Origin of the sequence: Parabacteroides sp. AM58-2XD (assembly GCF_003463685.1) — a bacterium.
Classification (GTDB): Bacteria; Bacteroidota; Bacteroidia; order Bacteroidales; family Tannerellaceae; genus Parabacteroides; species Parabacteroides segnis.
In genome coordinates this window covers 26515-45143 of sequence record NZ_QSDP01000028.1, presented here as the reverse complement: position 1 = coordinate 45143, position 18629 = coordinate 26515, and the positions used below count along the sequence as shown (strand labels likewise).

12 protein-coding genes and 3 pseudogenes are annotated in these 18629 nt (G+C 41.7%); 11 read left to right on the top strand and 4 right to left on the bottom strand.

Annotated elements, in window-relative coordinates:
• Positions 1-31 precede the first annotated feature (31 nt).
• The 9 genes and pseudogenes from DXA15_RS09015 (at position 32) to DXA15_RS08980 (ending at position 12832) form a co-directional block, all read left to right on the top strand.
• Positions 32-1437, top strand: a pseudogene (locus tag DXA15_RS09015) (TolB family protein).
• An 80-nt stretch (positions 1438-1517) separates the two neighbouring features.
• The gene (locus DXA15_RS09010; RefSeq protein WP_128133818.1) at positions 1518-2393 is read left to right on the top strand and encodes an AraC family transcriptional regulator; all 876 of its coding nucleotides are present in this window, start codon (positions 1518-1520) and stop codon (positions 2391-2393) included.
• A gap of 366 nt (positions 2394-2759) precedes the next feature.
• The gene (locus tag DXA15_RS09005; RefSeq protein WP_128133817.1) at positions 2760-4274 is read left to right on the top strand and encodes a glycoside hydrolase; all 1515 of its coding nucleotides are present in this window, start codon (positions 2760-2762) and stop codon (positions 4272-4274) included.
• A gap of 27 nt (positions 4275-4301) precedes the next feature.
• Complete coding sequence (locus tag DXA15_RS09000) at positions 4302-6650, top strand: SusC/RagA family TonB-linked outer membrane protein (protein WP_233567032.1); 2349 nt, start codon at positions 4302-4304, stop codon at positions 6648-6650.
• A 119-nt stretch (positions 6651-6769) separates the two neighbouring features.
• The gene (locus tag DXA15_RS26165; RefSeq protein WP_233567031.1) at positions 6770-7396 is read left to right on the top strand and encodes a hypothetical protein; all 627 of its coding nucleotides are present in this window, start codon (positions 6770-6772) and stop codon (positions 7394-7396) included.
• 22 nt (positions 7397-7418) lie between these two features.
• The gene (locus tag DXA15_RS08995) at positions 7419-9062 is read left to right on the top strand and encodes a RagB/SusD family nutrient uptake outer membrane protein (RefSeq protein WP_128133816.1); all 1644 of its coding nucleotides are present in this window, start codon (positions 7419-7421) and stop codon (positions 9060-9062) included.
• 108 nt (positions 9063-9170) lie between these two features.
• Positions 9171-11027, top strand: a complete 1857-nt coding sequence (locus DXA15_RS08990) for an aryl-sulfate sulfotransferase (protein ID WP_233567030.1) — start codon at positions 9171-9173, stop codon at positions 11025-11027.
• Positions 11028-11108: 81 nt separating this feature from the next.
• Positions 11109-11563, top strand: a pseudogene (locus DXA15_RS08985) (HU family DNA-binding protein).
• A 59-nt stretch (positions 11564-11622) separates the two neighbouring features.
• Positions 11623-12832 (top strand): annotated as a pseudogene (locus tag DXA15_RS08980) (glycosidase).
• Here DXA15_RS08980 and DXA15_RS08975 read toward each other — a convergent pair.
• Together DXA15_RS08975 and DXA15_RS08970 are read right to left on the bottom strand one after the other, a co-directional pair.
• Complete coding sequence (locus tag DXA15_RS08975) at positions 12829-13848, bottom strand: DUF4249 domain-containing protein (RefSeq protein WP_233567029.1); 1020 nt, start codon at positions 13846-13848, stop codon at positions 12829-12831. The pseudogene DXA15_RS08980 and the gene DXA15_RS08975 overlap by 4 nt on opposite strands.
• Positions 13849-13865: 17 nt before the next feature.
• The gene (locus DXA15_RS08970; protein ID WP_233567035.1) at positions 13866-16547 is read right to left on the bottom strand and encodes a TonB-dependent receptor; all 2682 of its coding nucleotides are present in this window, start codon (positions 16545-16547) and stop codon (positions 13866-13868) included.
• 284 nt (positions 16548-16831) lie between these two features.
• On the opposite strand from DXA15_RS08970, the gene DXA15_RS08965 reads away from it, so the two are divergent.
• The gene (locus DXA15_RS08965; RefSeq protein ID WP_048316926.1) at positions 16832-17314 is read left to right on the top strand and encodes a cold-shock protein; all 483 of its coding nucleotides are present in this window, start codon (positions 16832-16834) and stop codon (positions 17312-17314) included.
• A gap of 18 nt (positions 17315-17332) precedes the next feature.
• Positions 17333-17542, top strand: a complete 210-nt coding sequence (locus tag DXA15_RS08960; protein WP_007655555.1) for a hypothetical protein — start codon at positions 17333-17335, stop codon at positions 17540-17542.
• A gap of 25 nt (positions 17543-17567) precedes the next feature.
• Here the strand turns inward: DXA15_RS08960 and DXA15_RS27565 are convergent, their stop codons facing one another.
• Positions 17568-17876, bottom strand: a complete 309-nt coding sequence (locus DXA15_RS27565; protein WP_255419936.1) for a DUF4249 family protein — start codon at positions 17874-17876, stop codon at positions 17568-17570.
• The gene (locus DXA15_RS08955) at positions 17849-18625 is read right to left on the bottom strand and encodes a DUF4249 domain-containing protein (protein WP_255419935.1); all 777 of its coding nucleotides are present in this window, start codon (positions 18623-18625) and stop codon (positions 17849-17851) included. The genes DXA15_RS27565 and DXA15_RS08955 overlap by 28 nt, the downstream gene beginning before the upstream one ends.
• Positions 18626-18629 lie beyond the last annotated feature (4 nt).

The following is an 18629-nucleotide window of genomic DNA, read 5'->3' as shown; positions in this document are numbered from 1 at the left end:
CTATAATATAAAAAGACTTATTCGATTGACAATGCTACTGGTATGTACAGCATGTACCTCCCAACCCAAACAGGTGACAGAAGTGAGCGAACCCGCTCCCATTTATCCTGATTACACAAATGTGACCATTCCATACAACATTGCCCCTTTAAACTTCCTGCTTCGCAACGAGGCATCCGCTTTACAGGTAACCGTTAGCGGACAACAGGAAAGTTTGACCGTCCACGGAAACCGAAAAGTTTGTTTTCCGCTCCGCAAATGGAAAAACTTGCTGGATGCTGAAAAAGGACAGACACTAACCGTCACTATCACAGCCAAGGTCGAAGGTAAATGGCTGCAATACCCAACATTCACTTGGAAGGTCGTTTCCGAAAAACTAGACAGTTTCTTAAGTTACCGCTTAATAGAACCGGGGTATGAGGTATGGAATACCATCCAATTATGCGAACGCAACATCGAAACCTTTGAAGAAAAAGTAATTGCCGACAACAACCTGGTAGATGGCAACTGTATGAACTGTCACATTTACGGAAAACAAAACGGCAATCTATCTCTGTTTCATCTGCGTGGAAAGAATGGCGGCACAATCCTCAACCGCAACGGCGTATTACGCAAACTGTCACTTAAAAATGACCAAATGGTTTCCGGTGCCGTATACGGAGATTTCCATCCATCGGGACGCTATGGAGTCTTCTCTTCCAATATCATCATTCCGGCTTATCATGCCAGAACAACAAACGCTTGGAAGTATATGACACAGTTTCCGACCTAGTTATTGCCGATTTCGACAACAACAAAATGCTTACCTCTCCTCAAACAGCCCGAAAAGAGGTATTCGAAACTTTCCCCACCTTCTCTGCCGACGGTAATTGGATATATTATTGCGCCTCTCCAGCTGTGGAACTACCGGACAGCCTTCATCAACTCCAATATTCCCTTTGCCGCATCGCTTTCGATGCAGAAAAAGGAGAATGGGGCAACCATATCGACACACTTTGGAATGCAGCAGAACATCATGCCTCCGTTTGCTTCCCGAAAGCCTCTCCCGATGGTCGCTATCTGCTCTATTCGGTTGCCGATTACGGCACTTTTCCCATTTGGCACAGGGAAACAGACTTAAAACTAATGGATTTACAAACCGGCCAAATCAATTCATTGCCTACTGTAAATTCCGACCGATCAGATACGTATCATAGCTGGTCGTCGAACAGCCGTTGGTTCGTCTTTGCCAGTAAACGGGGTGACGGGCAATATGGCAAACCCTACTTTGCTTATATCTCTCCCGACGGAACAGCAGGAAAACCTTTCGTCTTACCCCAAAAAGATCCGGAACATTACGATTATACATTCAAATCATACAATATTCCGGAGCTATCCTCCACACCTGTACCCTTCGACGCCTTCGACATATATCGGATATATCAGGGACATGAGTAATAAAACAGATTCCATCTGTTCATATTTTCATTTTTATCACTATCTTCGCTTTTGTTCACACTGTTTTAATATTACATACCATGATAACAGAAGTTTTCAGAGAAAAGTCACCTCTATCCATTAAGGACAGTTTCATACTATTCGAACGTACAAAATCCTCTTTCACTTTCCCTATACATGTCCACAATGTTTGGGAACTCAACTTTGTAGAAAATGCAAGCGGTGCCCAGCGTATTGTCGGCGACTCGGAAGAAACTATCGGCGAAAAAGACCTTGTACTGATCACCAATACAGAACTAAAACATGCCTGGATGAACGGAAACTGCCGTTCGAACGACATCCATGAGATCACTCTCCAGTTTCATCCCTCCCTGTTTTCTAACCCTGCATTCCAGAAAAACCAGTTCGATTCAATCATGAAAATGATGGCAAAAGCAGAACATGGATTGGCATTCGGACAAGCCGAGATCAACCGCATACAACCTATTATGCGAATGATATCTACGGAAAAAGGATTCTATTCGGTCATAAAATTCTTTATTCTCCTACATGAGCTCTCCTTGTCGGAAGATGTACGCGTTTTATCTAAAAACATATCTCCGCAATATACGGAGGCAGACTACCAAATGAAAAAAATACTCGACTATATCAGTAAGAATTTAGCCGAGCCTATAACGATAGACGAACTGGCTCAATATATGGGTATGAGTCTTTCCACACTTTCCCGGTTCCTCAAAAAGAACACAAATCGTAATTTCACAGACTTCCTGCAGGAATACCGCATCAACTCTGTTGTGCGCGAACTAAATAATAATGAAAAGGAATGCATCATGGACATCGCTTCCCGGTGTGGTTTTGTCAGCCAGTCCTATTTTTACAAAGTATTTAAGAAATTCAAAGGTGTTACCCCACAGGAGTATCGCGAGAATTACCAGCGTATGCGAGTTATTATATAACTCGCTGCTTGCTTCCGGTCAGTCAAAATAAAACCTGCACTTATTCATGTGACCGAATAGAGCAATCCGGTTTGACTTTACAGCGCACTCAAGATTCAGATAACATGCTAAATATAAACAACTTAAACAAATATAGCAAAACGAAATAACAAAAACATTTATTCACAATTAATATGTTTTCATTTCTTAATTTAATCTCTAAAAACACGTCTAGAAATTAATTTATGTTTAAAACAATATCCTAAAATAGTTTCACTTTAATAAAATTGACAGAAACACGCAATAAATTTGACTGAATAAGACACTTCTCGGTATTCTCCATTTCCTACATTTGCAATCAAAGATTAACATTAATATCATTTAATTATGAAAACACATCGAAATCTAACCTTAGGATTGTTCGCCTGTCTTTTCCTGCTAGGATCTTGTACTGACAGCGAAATTGTAGACCAGAAAGCTGGTGGTTCCATTGCGACAAAAGCCGTTGCAAATACTGACGTAATACTTCACTGGGATAAAGAAGAACAAAACATTGATGGTTTCGGTGTGGCACAGGCCGGATGGGCTGATTATCTGTATGCACACCGAAAACGTGATACAGTATTAGACCTAATGTTCGGAAAAGATGGATTGCACCTGAATATCTTAAGAGGCGAAATCTATTCCCATTATTGGAAAAACGAAGGAGATACTTCTTTCCATTTGGATGAAGATATCGATATGCCGCTCGACGATCCATTCTTCGATATCGACTACAGCGCCGCCGGGAATGAAGCAGAAGAAGAAATAGCCCAACGCAAAGGCCAGTTATGGATCAACCAACGTGTCAAAGCGTTATATGACGTCGATAAATTCGTTTATTCAGTCTGGAGTCCGCCTGCCTATATGAAAAGTAACGGCAGTGATTCGGAAGGGTATTTAAAATCAGCTTACTATCAAAAATTTGCCGATTATCTGTCAGCTTTTTGTGATGCTTACAGTTCGGTAGGTTTGAAACCTTATGCCATATCACCAGCCAATGAACCGGAATATGCAGCTCCCTGGAGTTCTTGCCTCTGGTTACCGGGAACAACGACCCTAGGGCGATTCATTGTTAACAACATGGGACCGACGTTTGCCACCAATCACCCGGATGTGAAGATTATCTTCGGTGAAAATGCACAATGGACAGGTATTTTAGGTTTTATCATGGGTAGTAAAAACTATGTACGCGATATTTTAAATGTCAATACCCGCATTACCAATTACCCGATCATCGCAGCCGGGCACGGTTATGTGGACCCAGTAACGAAAAAAGATCCGGGTATCGAACCGTTTACGAAGGCTGAATCAAAAAATATACCGGTATGGTTAACTGAAATCAGCGATCCGAACGACTCATACACAACTTCCATAGATGACGGGCTAAACTGGGCAGTCAAATTCCACCGTTACCTTTGTGAAGCCAATGTTAGTTCAATTATCTGGTGGGCAGGAGCCTTACCCGACAATGGTACTAATGAAGGGTTGATTTATATTAACAAAGAAAACCGTACTGATTACGAAATCGGTAAACGTTATGAAACATTCGGAAACTTTACACGCTATATTCCTGTAGGTAGTACCCGCATCTCAGCCGAATACAACTCCGACCAAGGCTATATGGTATCCGGTTATAAAAAAGGCAATGACTTTACGATTGTAGCCATCAATACCAACGACACAGAAACGACTATCGACCTGGCGTTAGACAACAACCAAACAGCTAGCCCGCTTGCCGGTTACCTGACTGATGCCACCCACAAATGGGAAGTTCAGGAGACTATCCAACCGGTAGGTAATACGTATGTGATAACTCTTCCTGCAAAGAGCGTTGTAACATTTACAGGAAACGTTGAATAACTTTAAAATCATTTAAATATTAATTTTATGAACAAAAAACTAGCTTTTTCTCTATTACTAGGAGCCTTTGCAGTATCCAGTTGGGCACAGCAGGCAGTTACCGTGAAAGGTACGGTAAAAGACTCGGAGAACAACCCAGTCATCGGAGCAACAGTTGTTGTAAAAGGAACCACAATAGGTACAACAACTGACATTGATGGGAATTACACCATCAATGTCAACCCAGGACAGGTCCTGGAATTTTCGTATGTAGGTATGCAACAATCATCTGTCACTGTTGGCAACAAAAACGTAATTGATATCACAATGGCCGATGGTGAATTATTAGATGAAGTTGTAGTAATCGGTTACGGTACTGTAAAGAAAAGTCACTTGACTGGAGCCGTTTCTTCCGTTTCCGGAAAAGAATTGCAGGCTAATGTTGCACGAACTACAGCTTCTGCCCTACAAGGACGTGTACCGGGTGTTACCGTATCAGCCAACACCGGACAACCAGGTTCAGGTATGACCATCAATATCCGTGGTATAAGCTCCTTGCAATCAACTACTCCGTTATATGTTATTGACGGCGTGTACGGTGATATAAATATGGTAGATCCATCAGACATTCAATCCATTGAAGTATTGAAAGATGCTTCTGCTGCCGCCATTTATGGATCGCGTGCTGCCAACGGTGTTGTTCTGATTACTACTAAAGGCGGACGAAAAGACATGCCGACTACAGTAACAGTAGACGCTTACACTGGTATCCAGATGGTTGCAAAAAAATATGATGTAATGGACGGTAATCAATATCGCGACTTCGCCAAGATCTACAACATCAATCAAGGTGTTGCAGAACTGACTGGCTGGCAAGGTAAAGGTACCGACTGGCAAGACGAATTATTCGAACAAGCCAATGTCAGCAAAGTGAACTTAAATGTAACAGGAGGTAGCAAAACTGCCACATTCAACGTATCCGGCAGTTATCTGAAACAAGACGGTATTGTAAAAACAACGGGATACGAAGCCTGGAACTTACGTACAAAGAACACATTTTCTCTCTTCAACAACCATGTCCGCATAGGAAACACTTTCTTAATGAAATTCGCAAAAAAAGATTTCGATGATATTTCTTTCAGCGAATTATTAAATATCGTCCCTCAACAGAATGTATATGACGAGAACAACTCTGTCGGTCATTGGGGTACAACTCCGAGTTGGGCAAAAGCCGGTGGAAACCCTGTCGGTTGGGCAGAAGCACACGACCGGCAAAAACATTCCATCGACTTAATGTTGAACGGCTGGGCAGAAGTGGATCTGTACCTTGAAGGATTAAAATACAAATTCAATGTCGGCCTGAACAAATATACCAATCGTAATTATACGTATATCGCACCTTACTATTTCAGTTCTGCCGGACAGAACCTAAAAACGCAATTGGACGAAAGTACCGGTTGGCAAAACGAATGGTTGATTGAAAATACCATCAACTATGACAAGGTATTCGGTAAACATACCATCAATGCAGTTGTAGGTTACTCTGCACAACAAAACGAATGGAGAGGTTTCGGTGCCGGACGTGACAATTTGCCGGAAGGCTTGTACGTGATTGATACCGGTGACTCTTCCACATCCACAACCAGTGGATCCACTTGGCGCGAATCAATGGTTTCCATGTTCGCCCGTGCTATGTATTCGTATGACGATCGCTATATGGCCAGTTTGTCTATTCGTCGCGACGGTTCTTCCAAATTTAATGACGGACACAAATGGGGTAATTTCCCTTCCGGTTCTATAGGTTGGAATATCATGAATGAAGATTTCTTTGAAGATTTGAAAGAAACATTCAATGAAGTGAAACTACGTGGTAGCTATGGTGTATTGGGTAACTTGAATGGTATTGGACGCTACGCAATGCAATCAGCACCTTACCAAGGTTTGAACGGTGTATTTGGAAGCCAATGGCAAAACAACGGAGCCATCACTGGATACGAATGGGCAACACCGGGTGTTACAACCTGGGAAAAAAATAAAACATTGGATATCGGTCTTGACTTAGGTTTGTGGAATAACAAATTGACAGTTAGTGCGGACTACTTTATCCAAAAAACAGAAGACATGTTATTAGCTATTCCGCAACCGGGTAGCTTCGGATTAGCAGGAACTCCAGTGTCTAACGCTGGTAACGTAGAAAACAAAGGCTTTGAAATCGCAATCAATCACCGTAACACAATTGGAGAAGTTTACTATCATGTTGGCGTGAACGCTTCTTTCTTGAGTAATGAATTAACTAAAGTAAATTCAACTGCTGATGAATGGACAGGTTATGACCCACACGGTGGAGGTGCTGTTACATACGCCAAAACCGGATATCCTATCGGAGGTTTTGGGTAATCAAGTCAAAAGGTATTTTCCAGAATCAAGGAGAAATTGATGCGGTAAACAAAGCAAACGGTTATACAGATGGTGAAGGCGTTTATCACGGTGTACAGGAAAAAGCACAACCCGGTGACTTGATTTTTGAAGATGCAAACGGCGATGGTAAAATCGACGTGGAAGATAAACAATATGCCGGTAGTGCATTACCTAAAGTCACTTTAGGATTGAATCTCGGTTTCGCATGGAAAGGTATCGACCTGAACATGTTCTTCGATGGTCAGTTCGGACATAAGATTTACAATGCGCTACCTTATTATAATATCAAAAAAGAAGGAGTTGGAAACTACTTGACCACATTTATGGACTCATGGCGTCCGGATAACACAAATACAACGATTCCTCGTTTTATTGGAGCCAGCGATGATCCGACTTCTATAACAGACAATAACGGTACGAATTGGGCTTATACAGACCGTTGGCTAGAAAACGGCGACTTCTTCCGCCTAAAAACATTAGAATTGGGATACACATTACCGAAAGCTTGGGTTACAAAAGCAATGTTGGAAAATGTACGTATTTATACAGCCATGGAAAACTTATTTACAATAACAGGGTATTCTGGTTATACACCTGATTTGGGAGTCAATACCGGTGACGGTGCAACAGGATCGGGTACAGACAATGTCATGAGTCGTGGTTGCGACGACGGTCGTTATCCTTCTGCCCGTACAATCAGTTTCGGTTTACAAGTAACATTCTAATTGATTTTAAAGAGATAGAAATATGAAAACAAATTTAAAGAAATATATCGCTGCCTTGGCTTTTTTTCCACTTCTGTTCGCATCATGTAGCGATAGTTTCCTGGATCAAGGAAATAACCCCAATAAAGAAACAGAAGGTACATGGTGGAATAATGCTGCTAATGTAGAACGCGCATTAGTTGCCGTTTATAATCCGATACGTGACCATATGTATGGTTATTATGGTGTATTCTGTGGCATATGGAATCATTCCATGCGTGCAGACGATTTATACCCGACTCGCGGAGAAGAAGCTTTCGCATGGGAAGTTTTGTCGTTTACCAATACTCCGGAAAGCGGTTATGCCAGTAACCTGTGGGAAAACCTTTATAAAAGTATACAGTACGCCAACAGTTTTCTGTTTTACGCCCCAAACTCTCCAGCAGATCCGAATAAATTGAAAGAGTGGATGGCAGAAGCACACTTTATGCGCGGTTTCAATTACTTCCTGCTCCAGCAAAACTATCGCGAAGCCGTTTTACGCACTTTGCCGGAAAAAGAAGCACCGGAGCATATTCCCTATTCTTCCCAGGAAGATCTCTTAAAACAATGTGAAGAAGATTTCAAAGCCGCTGCTGCTGCACTGCCCGACACACGTCCGGCAGAAGAAAACGGACGGGTTACCAAAGGTGCAGCTCTGGCAATGTTAGGAAAAACATATCTCTGGCAAAAAAGATATGATGAAGCAAAAAAGCAACTAGCCGATGTCATTAATGGTCCCTACGGTTATGATTTGGTGGAATACGAAAATAATTTCCGAGATGATACTGAATTTAATAAAGAATCCATTTTTGAAATTAATTATGAATTCGTTCCTGGTACAAGTGATGACTTGTGGGGAAATCAAAACGGAACAAATGCTTCCATGGGCAATAATATGGCCAATTTCTTCGGTCCGGAATTTAGAAAAGGGGGATGGTACAAAATGCAGCCTTCCGCTCACCTGATAGATGAATATATCGTAGAAGAACGTCCAGCAGGTTCAGACAGTCGTTGGGACAAACGTTTATACACAACCTGTTACTTCAATTATGAAGATTACAATGACGTAAAGAAAAACGAAATATTTTATGGAGATGCTGATTTTGAAGAAATGTGGGAAGGTTGTTTAAATAAAAAATTAAAACCTATGCCTGCGTTCCCGACGATTAACGGAAAGCCCGGACGTTTCTTATTCAAAAAATGGACATCATGGTGGGTAGAAGCCGGAGCATCCATGTATGCCGGTAATGATGCCCGTAAAAATAACCTTCGTGTCATGCGTTTTGCCGAAGTATTATTCCTGCATGCTGAAGCTTGCCTGCAAACCGGTGATATAGCTGGTGCTATGGCAGATATCAACCGCATCCGCATCCGTGCCGGACTTGCTGAAAAACAAATAAGTGACAGCAATGCTGCCTGGAAAGAACTCCGTCATCAGAAACTGTTGGAATTCTGTGGAGAAAACATCCGTTGGTACGACTTGATCCGCTGGTATGACGCCGCTGAACTAAAAGCATACCTGATGGATACCAAAGATCCGACACAGAATATCACTGCTTTCGAAGCTAAACACATGTATCTGCCGATCCCTCAAAGCGAAGTGGATGCCAACCATGCTTTGGAACAGAAAGAAGATTGGAGATAGTTCCTATTAGATATTAGTCTTACATGTACAGCCGGGGCAATCCCGCCCCGGTTGTTTTTATCCGGCAAAATAATAATGTTATAAATACTTACAGTTGAATCGATGATCATGAAAACAAATATTACATACATATTCTTTTTTATTTTATTCTCTTTTACCGCTTGCAGTGAAGATCAGGAGGAAACTGTGTGGATCTCCCCTAAAGAATGTACCACTATCAAACAATTAATAGAAAACAACTCCTTTTTGAAAGAAATCACGAAGAACAAAGAAGATTACACCTTATCATTTGAAACACAAACAGTAACTTTAAACCAAAAAGATATCAAGGACATAGATATCAATAAAGATAACTGGAACACAACCATCACGTTCCCAGATAATTCGACATTGGAGATTCCGACTGTCGGCACATCTATCGACCAATTTATCAGCTATATAAACATCAATCCTTCCCAATACAATCCACTGGCAGCAGAGGTTCGTCTGAATCTTCCAGCCGGAGGGGGGGTTAAGACAATTGTATACACAAAAAAAGGATATCAAACACCTGATATAGAGCATCAGAATTCTTTTACTTCTCAAAATATTCAATTCATAACGATATTGGGGTTATACGAAAATTATACCAACAAGGTAGAATTTATTTATACAGACCGCAACGGAAAAGAACGTGGACGTACCACCATAGAAATTCCGATTAAAGCATTGACTATGGACAATCTCCCCCTTTTTCATGTGGTAAAAGTATTACCTAACAGAATGGAACCAGGCTTGAATTTGGTAAATAGTCCTGGACATGACGAAGACGATACTTCACGCCCCTATATGGTAGACATGGATGGGGAAATCCGTTGGTTACTTGATTGGCGTGAATCAAAAGAGTTGTTACATATCGGTGCCCAATGTGGCCTACATAGAATGAAAAACGGTAATTTCATCACTGGAGATGCTAACTTCCATCGGCTTGTCGAATTGGATTTATTAGGAAATGTTATTAATATATGGGATCTGAAAGCATGGGGATATAACTTTCACCATGAAGTATTCGAAGATAAAAACGGGAATATTATAGCTACAGTAACTAATAACAATGCAAAACTTCCTGATAATAAAACCTCCCGCATTTTTGACCATGCAATAGAAATTAATCCTGAAACATCTACAATCACTAAAGTTTGGGATTTTACATCCTTTTTAGACCAGACCCGGATATTAAGTGTAGATAAAGATTTACCGCTTTATGCTTACTTTGGCCAAAATGAAGCAAACTGGTTACATAATAACGGCCTTACGGAAATAGGTGATGACTTATTAGCTACAGGACGTTGGCAAGGCGTGTTCAAATATACCCGTGAAGGTCAATTAAAATGGATCATTGCACCACATAATGACTGGAAGGATTCGTATAAACAGTATTTACTCACTCCTTTAGACAAAAACAATCAACCTATCACAGATCTGGATGTATTGAACGGGAAAAAATCTCATCCAGATTTCGAATGGTGTTGGGGAGTACATTGTCCGGTAGCAATGCCTAATGGACATATTCTGGCTTTTGATAACGGATATTGCCGTAACTATGTACCCCAATTGACTAATGCATCCGGTCAATATAGCCGTATCGTTGAATACGAAATTAATGAAAAGAATAAAACAATACGTCAAGTATATCAATATGGAAGAGAACGTACAGATTGTTTTGCTTTTGCTATATCCGGTGTACAGTATCTGCCTAAAACAGATAACAGATTATTCTGTCCAGGGCAAAACAATCAATTAAGTGATGGAACAACAGGAGGGCGAATTATTGAAATAGATCCTCGGACAGGAGAAGTCGTATTCGAATTAGAAGTAAATACGAATACATGCGCCAGTGCTTTCCACCGTGCCAACCGCATCTCCCTTTATCCCGAGGTCTTTAAAACATTATTCCGAACAGCCATTCTCAATACGGCGTATTGAGGACGTCAATATGACGTATTGAGCGCGTCAATACGCCGTATCGAGAAATTAACATATTTATTAATAAAAAAACAAAAAGCTATGCCATTCTACAAGAAAGCGTACAACTCAAAGCAGAAAGTGTATTACCCTCGCGCCATCGTGCAAGGTAAACCGGTAGAAACAGAAACAATCGCCAAAGATTTGGCTAAGATTTCTACAGTAAGTAACTCGGACGTTCAGGCCGTGTTAGGTGACATCGCAGGCGTAATGCACACCCGTATGTCGCAAGGTAAGAGCGTACATATTAAAGGATTAGGATATTTCCGTTACGTACTCGACACGACTGGCGTAAAAGATTTGAAGGATTTCAACTTCACCAAACAGGTAAAAGCCGTCCACGTTGAATTTATTCCGGAACGTACGAAAATGGCAGGCGGTAATTACAGTCGTGCCTGGTGGACAGCGACGACCTGGAATGGATCGAACTTTCACCCGAAACGGAAGATACGACTCCCGGCGATGGTGGCGAAGGCGACCGTCCTGAGATCGAATAGAACAGAACACTTTGCCGCATACCGGTAAATTACATAGATAAATAAAGAACAATACGATAATGGAAATCAATTTCTCAGATACGATCGAAAAGTTGCAGATACAGCATGAAATGCTTCTATCTGCAGAGAATGTCCCTCTGGATGCTCCCCGCAGCATTGCTACACGTTATAAGAACCCTGTCGTAACAGCATCGCATGTGCCACTCGAATGGCGTTACGACCTGAATCCGGAAACCAACCCGTATTGCCTGGAACGCATCGGGGTGAATGCCTGTATGAATGCAGGTGCCATCAAATGGAACGGTAAATACCTGCTGATGGTACGCGTAGAGGGATTCGACCGAAAATCGTTTTTCGCCATTGCCGAGAGTCCGAACGGCATAGATAATTTTCGGTTTTGGGAACGTCCGGTCAATCTTCCAGATATTGATCCGGAAGAAACCAACGTGTATGATATGCGCCTGACGGCACATGAAGACGGGTGGATATACGGTATCTTTTGCAGCGAACGGCATGACCGGGCAGCTGCTCCGGGTGATCTGTCTTCGGCTGTGGCCAAAGCCGGGATTGTCCGTACCAAAAATTTGATCGACTGGGAAAGGTTACCCGATCTGATATCGAAAAGCCAGCAACGCAATGTTGTGCTGCATCCGGAATTCGTGGATGGGAAATATGCATTATATACCCGTCCGCAGGATGGTTTTATCGATGCCGGTAGCGGTGGCGGCATAGGCTGGAGCCTGATCGATGATATAACAAACGCGTCTATTCTCTCTGAACAAATTATAGACAAACGCCACTATCATACAATCAAAGAGGTCAAGAATGGGGAGGGACCACATCCTATCAAGACTCCGGCGGGCTGGTTACATCTGGCCCACGGAGTCAGGGGATGTGCTGCCGGATTGCGCTACGTACTTTATCTGTATATGACATCGCTGGAAGATCCGACCAAAGTCATCGCACAGCCCGGAGGCTACTTTCTCGCTCCGTGTGGCGGAGAACGAATCGGGGATGTTTCCAACGTCTTGTTCTCCAACGGATGGATTGCCGACGAAGATGGGAAGGTATCATTATTATGCATCCAGTGATACAAGGATGCATGTTGCGGTTTCAACAATAGAGGTACTAGTCGATTATTGTATGAATACCCCGCCCGACGGCCTCCGGTCTGCCGCTTCTGTAGCAAAGATCAACGAGTTGATTGACAAGAACAAACAATACAAGGTGATGTGTCAAAAGTTGAAATTAAAGAACGCTGATCTCTAATCGTTATCCGGCAAAACTTTATTGGGAATAGCAACAGTGAGACTATCCACACAAGCTGTTCCCAATATGCCTACTCCTCCTTCGATATTATTGAATACACGAACCGGTTCGGCAAGACCAATATCCGCAAGGTCGTTATTCAATGATCCGTCATTCAAAGAAGCCAAAGCTAACATATATTTATAATAAGATTCAGATATAGCGTATAAATAAACCCTCATTGAATCCGGCATAATAGGCTCAGAACTTTCAGGTGAATAAGAATAACCACCTTCCAACTTCATAGTATATTCCTTCCCGTTAAACAACTCATCCGAAAAAGGCCGTCCTTGTCCGCCAGACAACCAGTCATTTCCCATTACCTTATCCAGAATAGTAATTTTATTTTCAAATATCGGTTCAGATGCAAAATTAACAGACTGCGAATACCATTTATAAGATCCCCTGTAAACCTTCGTTTTCTCCCAATCATCCCCCACATAATCATACTCTGGATAGCCTCTGGCAAAACGAACAAGATAGCAGTTTCCAGCAGATGGATCATCCCGGAATGTAACTTTCAAACGTTCCTGGAAATAACGATAATAATAACTCTGATTAAAATAATTTTCCACAGCAAAATTAAGTAATGTAGGAGGACCCGGTATTACATCTTCTGCCATAACCGATTTATACCCCTCCATTTCCGCTTCAACACGTATTTTATCTCCGACAACCGGAACATAAGTAGCCACATAGCCTCCAAATGTATTATAATTATACGCATTTAGATTAAATGATAACTGTTCTACAAAACGGTCATTTACGTATAACTTGACATCCGCGCCTTCCATAAGATGGTTAACTCCGCCCTCCGTGTAAAACCAAGTACGTGACAAGGAAGCAATTATCGGTTTGTCCTGTATAATGACACAGTTCAATACAAGCTTAGGATCCGGACGCAAATGCTCCAGATCAATCTCTTTCATACAGGAAGTAACTAATAAAAGAAGAGCTAAAAGAAATATATGTTTCATATGCATACTCATAATCATTAAAATTTATAGGTATAAGAAATAGAAGGAATAATAGGCATTATTCCAATAGTTTTAAAGACCGGTACATTCTTACCGTAAGGGCTGCCTGGATCAAGAATCGTCTTATCACTTTTATAAATCATAAAAGGATTCATGCGGGAATAGACATTATATATGCTAACTGTCCAGATACCCATCCGCCCTTTCTTTTTAGGACGATATATCTTGATTCCTAAATCGAGTCGATGATAGGCTGGCAACTGATAATTATTTCGTCCTTCGTAATAATCTATTGACTCACCTGAATTAACCACATAATGGTTATCATTATTCGTTGGAGAACCTGTTCCATTTTCATAATAGTTTTCCAAAGATAATGTCACATGATTTCCGGAAGCATACGACCAGGCAGCAGAAAGTTCAACTTTAGGAGATATCTTATGCATCACCACTATATTCAATTTATGCCGGTTGTCAAAACGAGCCGGATAACGTGCTCCCTGATTCAGTTCGTCAAACTGACGGTCGGACCAGGACAGGCCATAACCCACCCAACCCGTCGTACGACCGGTTTCTTTACGTACCATAAATTCCGCTCCATAAGAACGTCCCTCACCAGCCGTCAGTTTGTCTTCCCAATTGACAAAGGAAGGAGTAAAGGTATGTCCGTCACGATATTCCAACAGATTATCCAATGTTTTATAATATCCTTCAACAGAGAAATTATATTCTTTATTAAGATTGTAGTAGAAACCGGCAGAGACCTGGTCACTTATCAGCGGTTTCAATTTTCGTGTAACCGGCATCCAGGCATCGGTCGGTAAACTGATAAAACTATTACTAATCAGATGTACATATTGATTCATCCGGGAATAAGAAGCTTTAAAACTCAGATTATCATCCAGCAACCAACGAAGAGATACCCGCGGTTCCAGTCCGGTATAAGTCTTTCCCTGCACATTGAAAAGACTGAAACGCAATCCGGCATTCAACCTTACGGCAGACGATAATGTCCAGTCATCTTCGGCATAGACTCCGGCTTCATGCCCCCACAACAAATCGTTTGCAAATTCCTGTCCTATCTCGACCGATGTTTCTTCATTCTTTTCATAAGCTACCGAACGATTGTATTCCGGATGAAAACGGTGTACCAGATAATCACCTCCAAAACGAATATGATGAGCAGATGCCGGCAGATAATCAAATGAAGTGCGCAACCCAAAATCCGTAATACCCGTATTTGTTTCATTCTCCCTAAACGAATCAGAATAATCCTCATCTCCTTCGTTTCCTACCACATCGTGTTCTGTATTCCTCAATCTGGAATGATAACGGGTAAAAACACCTGACACTTTACCAAACAAACGGTTATTAAACACATAAGTCCAACCGGCAGTAGCCATGATATTCCCCCAACGGAGGGATACATCGGAATCATAATTATAATTATTGTCACTATCTTGATCCGGGAAATCTGTACTTCCTCCTTTCAACACATCATTACCATTGTAAAGACTCAGATACATGCGGCTACGGTCGTTAAATATATGATTCACCTTCAAGTTCAGATCATGAAAAGCGTAACGGGCCCGCAGACGTGTTCCATCCTTCTTCGTTATCTTATTGGCGATAGCTACAGCCGGAGCTGAAAGTACATCCAGCCAGGTACGCCGCAAACCGATATTAAAAGAAGTACGGTCTTTTATGATAGGCCCTTCAAAATTTAGATTACCGGAAATCAAGCCAATTGAAGCACTACCGTGATATTCCTTCATATTACCCTCTTTTGTATGCACATCCACTACAGACGAAAGTCGTCCGCCATAACGCGAGGGGAAACCGGATTTGAAGAAATCCATACCGCTGATCGCTTCCGGATTAAATGCCGAGAAGATACCGCCGATATGATTGATCTGATACACCGGGTTACCATCGATCAGGAATAAGTTTTCATCCACATTACCGCCACGGACATACATTCCTGCCGTTCCTTCCGTACCGGCCGACACGCCTGGCGTCAACTGCAAAGTCTTGATAATATCAGCCTCCCCAAACATTACGGGAGTAGAGCGGATCGTTTGCTGATTAATTTCCAACGCTCCCATCTGGGTACTTAACACAGATTGCTTATCATTACTTTGTCCGGTTATGACAACTTCCTCCAACGAAGCCGAAGGCTCCAGTTCGATAGTAAGCACTGTATCGCGCTCAAGTCCGTTAAGAATATGCTGATGACTGGTATAACCAATATAAGAAGAACGAATTGTAATATCCCCTGGTGGCAATGTCAAACTGAAAAAACCAAAATTATTGGAAGCTGTTCCCACACGACTATGGGCTTCATAAACCGAGGCCCCGATCAGAGATTCGGCGGATCTTTTATCACGCACAAAACCACTGACCGTTACCTGCTTGGGTTTACGCTTCAGAACCACTACGTTTCCTGTCATCTTGTACACTACCGGAAGATTCGCGAACAAACGCGTCAGGCAATCCGTCAGTGCTTCATCATCCGCACGGAACGTTGTTTTCTGAAGTCCACTCAACAAAGATGATTCGTAAGAAAAGGTTACTCCGGTTTGCTTCTGGATTTCGTCCAGGATTTCCCGAACAGAGGCCTTTTGCATGTTCAACGTAACCATCCGTGTTTCATCCACTCTATTTGTCTGTGCCTGAAGGCCGGACAAACTAAAAATCATCATCATTACTACCAAGGTAACACGGGCAAATTGTTTTGCAGGGTATACTTTCTTCATCTTGTTATTTGTTGATATCTGTTTTTAAGACAGATTTTCAGGAAATACCCCTATCGGGTAAGACAAAAAAAAATTAAACCTAGGAATATTCCCCTTTTTTGCTTATCTTTGTAGAAGAGTTAGAGATATAAATCATTATTGCACAGTTCTCCTTATCATTTTAAGCAGGTCTCTCCTTTAATTATACTCCTCACTCCACTTAGTATTTATCTTATAAAAAAAGTTATATGGCAAGATCAATGACAGTTGACAAACGTGAAAATGAAAAGAAAAGACTCGCTAAACGAGCAGAAAAGCAAAAGAAGAAAGAAGAAAAGAAGTTATCCGGCAAGGCAAGCAGTTTCGAGGATATGATTGCTTATGTCGATGAGAATGGCGTTATTTCATCAACCCCACCGGCTGAGAATCTCAAAAAAGAAGAGATCAATCAGGAAGAAATACTGATCTCGGTACCTAAAAAGGAAAAAGAGGAACCGGTCGTTTTAAAAGGTAAAGTCGATTTCTTCAACACATCCAAAGGATTCGGTTTTATCAAAGAACTGGTAAGAGGTGAAAGATACTTTTTCCACGTAAACAATTTACTTTCAAAGGTTGAAGAAGGTGATATTGTTACATTCGACCTGGAACGTGGTTTGAAAGGAATGAATGCGATCAATATATCTTTGGAGAACGAACCGGAGAATAAAAACCCGGAAGACGATATCACTTAATATTAAATAGACAAAAGTATGAAAAGGGAAATCAACATGCGGTCAGACAGGAATCAGGCCAATCAATTAATTGAAAATTCACTGAAAGAGTATAAAAAAAGCATTGGCGAGGTAATACTCGTTTCAGTAGGTCCGCGAACAACTATTGAATTGCCGGCCAGTCTGACACAGGCAGAGAGAGAAGCCCGTATCGAGATCTATAAAAAATTACATAGTTCGAAGATCTAAAAAATCTCAATCAGATGGATACAGCCTAGTACCACACGTGCGTCCGATCACCGAAAGGCATTGTAAGGCGACGTGTGGAAATCTGATAACCTGTTACTACTCCGAAACCGTCAGTTACATTCGAATAAATGGCAGTCGGTTCCAGCAAACCATCCAGAAAAGCATCCCCCAAAGAGATAGAGAAACCGCGAATCTTTTTCAGATAGTTATAATAAGCTTCCGAAATAGACATCAGATGGATATCATAATGTACAATAGCTTCTATCGAATCATTCTTAAAAGAACTTTCTGTAAAAAAGGAACTGGTCAACGTATACTCTTTCCCATCAAACATCTCATCGGATAAAACACCCCAGCAATAAGTCCCGTCATACTCCTCCAAAGCGGAGATGGAATGCCTTGCTGAAATGCAGGATCATCATAAACCAGCCTGAAGTCATAAGATACAATTACGACCTCTACACTGTCACCGGAAATTACAGAGTCTCCCCAATTATCGTTAAATGAACTTACCCACATCACCTTATCCCCTTTACGATATTCGACCAGACGTTCCACCACCAAACGATAATAATTCCGGACAGAAGGATCATCTTTTAACGTCAGATATACCCGGGTACGCGCCGAACTATAATCAGAGGTAATCACACTGGCTGTATCGAGTGATAATATATCTGTTTTAGAAGGAATAATGGTTTCACCCTTTACCGGATCAAATCCCGGAGCCTGAGCTTCAAGCCGCACTTTATCACCTGCCTGTACGTGGTAACCCGGTAGTCTGAACTGCCCTTTATATGCCATGTTATCGGCCGGATCGTCGGATCGCTGCATAGTTCCCCGAAAAGCATCATTCACGTAAACGTCAACCTTCACTCCTTCATCCGGTAGATCATATTCCGGAACACTATCCAGCAAAAACCAGCTTTTTGACAAAAAAGCCGCCACTTCCCGTTCCGGCGTTACGGATGCATTCAGAACCAACACCGGAGGTGCAGGGTCAAGTTTTAATATCACATCGCGTGTACACGAAAGGCATATGAATAATAACAACAGAGACAGCGGGAGTAATAATATCTTTTTCATAACG

Coding starts and splice junctions, on each gene's coding strand:
- DXA15_RS09010 (WP_128133818.1), top strand. CDS start 1,518: ATGATAACAGAAGTTTTCAGAGAAAAGTCACCTCTATCCATTAAGGAC.
- DXA15_RS08965 (WP_048316926.1), top strand. CDS start 16,832: ATGGCAAGATCAATGACAGTTGACAAACGTGAAAATGAAAAGAAAAGA.
- DXA15_RS08955 (WP_255419935.1), bottom strand. CDS start 18,625: ATGAAAAAGATATTATTACTCCCGCTGTCTCTGTTGTTATTATTCATA.
- DXA15_RS08975 (WP_233567029.1), bottom strand. CDS start 13,848: ATGAAACATATATTTCTTTTAGCTCTTCTTTTATTAGTTACTTCCTGT.
- DXA15_RS08990 (WP_233567030.1), top strand. CDS start 9,171: ATGAAAACAAATATTACATACATATTCTTTTTTATTTTATTCTCTTTT.
- DXA15_RS08970 (WP_233567035.1), bottom strand. CDS start 16,547: ATGATTTTTAGTTTGTCCGGCCTTCAGGCACAGACAAATAGAGTGGAT.
- DXA15_RS08995 (WP_128133816.1), top strand. CDS start 7,419: ATGAAAACAAATTTAAAGAAATATATCGCTGCCTTGGCTTTTTTTCCA.
- DXA15_RS08960 (WP_007655555.1), top strand. CDS start 17,333: ATGAAAAGGGAAATCAACATGCGGTCAGACAGGAATCAGGCCAATCAA.
- DXA15_RS09000 (WP_233567032.1), top strand. CDS start 4,302: ATGAACAAAAAACTAGCTTTTTCTCTATTACTAGGAGCCTTTGCAGTA.
- DXA15_RS27565 (WP_255419936.1), bottom strand. CDS start 17,876: ATGTTTGATGGGAAAGAGTATACGTTGACCAGTTCCTTTTTTACAGAA.
- DXA15_RS09005 (WP_128133817.1), top strand. CDS start 2,760: ATGAAAACACATCGAAATCTAACCTTAGGATTGTTCGCCTGTCTTTTC.